Annotated in this window: 3 protein-coding genes and 2 pseudogenes; 4 read left to right on the top strand and 1 reads right to left on the bottom strand. The window is 46.3% G+C overall.

The window, feature by feature from the left end; translation table 11 throughout:
- The 4 genes and pseudogenes from RMO35_RS21425 to RMO35_RS21410 form a co-directional block, all read left to right on the top strand.
- Window positions 1-232 (top strand): annotated as a pseudogene (locus tag RMO35_RS21425) (aldehyde dehydrogenase family protein); the annotation flags it as partial.
- Between the two features lie 19 nt (window positions 233-251).
- The gene (locus tag RMO35_RS21420) at window positions 252-824 is read left to right on the top strand and encodes a dihydrofolate reductase family protein (protein WP_309744078.1); all 573 of its coding nucleotides are present in this window, start codon (window positions 252-254) and stop codon (window positions 822-824) included.
- 194 nt (window positions 825-1018) lie between these two features.
- The gene (locus RMO35_RS21415; protein WP_309744076.1) at window positions 1019-1237 is read left to right on the top strand and encodes a DUF433 domain-containing protein; all 219 of its coding nucleotides are present in this window, start codon (window positions 1019-1021) and stop codon (window positions 1235-1237) included.
- Window position 1238: 1 nt separating this feature from the next.
- On the top strand, window positions 1239-1559 hold the full coding sequence (locus RMO35_RS21410) for a DUF5615 family PIN-like protein (RefSeq protein WP_309744074.1): 321 nt from the start codon (window positions 1239-1241) through the stop codon (window positions 1557-1559).
- A 226-nt stretch (window positions 1560-1785) separates the two neighbouring features.
- On the opposite strand, the pseudogene RMO35_RS21405 reads toward RMO35_RS21410, so the two are convergent.
- A pseudogene (locus tag RMO35_RS21405) lies at window positions 1786-2082 on the bottom strand (class I SAM-dependent methyltransferase); the annotation flags it as partial.

The following is a 2082-nucleotide window of genomic DNA, read 5'->3' as shown; positions in this document are numbered from 1 at the left end:
CGAGCACGGCAAGGTCACGGCCGATGCGCTCGGCGAGGTCAACCGCGGCCTCGAGGTGATCGAGTTCGCGTGCGGCATCGCCGACCTCGGCAAGGGCGAGTACTCGGAGAACGTGTCGACCGAGGTCGATAGCTACTCGATCCGCCAGCCGCTCGGTGTGGTTGCCGGCATCACGCCGTTCAACTTCCCGGCGATGGTGCCGATGTGGATGTACCCGCTCGCGATCGCGTGTCTTTTACAGGAGATTTAATATGCGTCATCTCAAATATTACGTCGCTTGTACTGTAGATCGATTTATCGCCCATCTAGATGGTACGCATGATGGTTTTCTGACGGAAGGAGAGCATTTTACCGATTTAATTGCAGCATTCCCCGAAACCTTTCCCGCACAGTTTCGCGACGTACTTGGCATTAGTGGTGAGAATAAGTGCTTCGATACGGTGTTGATGGGACGCAGGACTTATGAAGTGGGATTAAACGTAGGGATTGCTAACCCTTATCCACAGATGCAGCAGTATGTCTTTTCGCGCACTCTGAGAGCAAATCTAGACCGAAATGTCGAGCTAATTTCAACCGAGCCTGTGGCAGTTGTCCGAGACTTGAAACAACAACAGGGCAAGGATATTTGGTTGTGTGGTGGTGGCGACATAGCCACGACGCTATTTTCAGAAATTGATGAATTGATTCTAAAAGTCAATCCCCTCCTGCTCGGATCGGGTATTCCCTTATTTGCAGGTATTTTCAAACAAACTGTTTTGGAACTCACCAAGAGCAAGTTCTATAACAACGGATTTATGTTGCTTTACTATCAGGTGAAACATTAAAAATATGGGTAAGAATATTTGGTTGTGTGGTGTGGCAATTTCGCAGCTTACTTCGACTAACGTTGCCCATCACCCGCTGCGAACAAATAACGAAAAGACTTGAAACGGTCGGGTGCAAGCGGATTGTTAGACCGCACTGTTTGCCTGAAGAATTGATAAAATAATGGAAGCAGTACTTATAGGAACGAGAACTCATGCTTAATCACACTTCAATCATCAGCGCGTCTACTGACGTTATGGGCGGTACTCCAGTCTTCGCTGGGACTAGGGTTCCTGTTCAGACACTTTTAGACTATCTCAAGGCAGGCGAGTCGATCGACGATTTCCTAGATGGATTCCCAACTGTGAATAGAGAGCAAATCGTCGCTTTCTTAGAAGAGGCAGGAAAACAGCTTGTCAGCATGGTAGCATAGCATGAAGATTCTGTTAGACGAGTGCATCGATCGCCGACTGGCAAGAGAGTTTGTTGACTATGAGGTGAAAACAGTTCCTCAAATGGGATGGGCAGGTGTAAAAGATGGACAACTTCTTGTTCTTGCAGAAGCAGAGTTTGATGTTTTTATCACAGTCGATCGCAACTTGTCGTTTCAACAGAATCTGCCACAGTTTGAGATTGCAGTAGTTGTTTTGCAAGCTCTATCCAATCGTCTAGCCGATCTCAAGCCTTTAGCACCAAAGATTTTAGCAATTTTGGGCGAAGTTGCTAAAGGGCAAGCTACGATAGTTAGCACGTAAAATAAGAATGTATGGTGAGCAAATTTAGCAGTGGAATTGTCGATCGCCAGCTCTCTGAAAACTGGGGCGTTACACGGAAAAATATTAGCTCAAAGCTTGATTAGTCGTTAATACTTTCCGAGTATTATCCCAGACTAGCATAATATTCAGAAAGTTTCTGGATATCACTTGAAATGGGGACATTATCTGGAACTAAAATTGTACCGAATTGTTAGACGGCTTTTTTCTAAAATGCTTGCAGAACATAGAACGTATAACCATAGGAGTCGCTAAATCGTTCAAACATTCGCATCTCTGCTTCAGTTTCTTGAATAACCGATTGTCTTGCAGACAGGCTCCGCCAACGAGTAATTGGGGTAATTTCGATCTGCTGCATCCGTTCGCGCAGGGGTTCATAGTAATTGACCCACCAAGCCTGACTCGGTAGCCGATGGGTTGCCAGTACGCTAAAGCCACACCGATTTGCCCGGTCGATATTCTCAGCCTCAGTCCCCATCATTGGATAGGCATTTTGCCAATACGC

The organism is Chamaesiphon sp. OTE_20_metabat_361 (assembly GCF_031364565.1).
Note: the sequence above shows the minus strand (reverse complement) of the source record. Positions and strands in the feature narration are given on the sequence as shown.

What these genes read in the sequence shown, in the direction of transcription:
- RMO35_RS21410 (WP_309744074.1), top strand. Translation starts at nt 1,239, where the DNA reads ATGAAGATTCTGTTAGACGAGTGCATCGATCGCCGACTGGCAAGAGAG.
- RMO35_RS21420 (WP_309744078.1), top strand. Translation starts at nt 252, where the DNA reads ATGCGTCATCTCAAATATTACGTCGCTTGTACTGTAGATCGATTTATC.
- RMO35_RS21415 (WP_309744076.1), top strand. Translation starts at nt 1,019, where the DNA reads ATGCTTAATCACACTTCAATCATCAGCGCGTCTACTGACGTTATGGGC.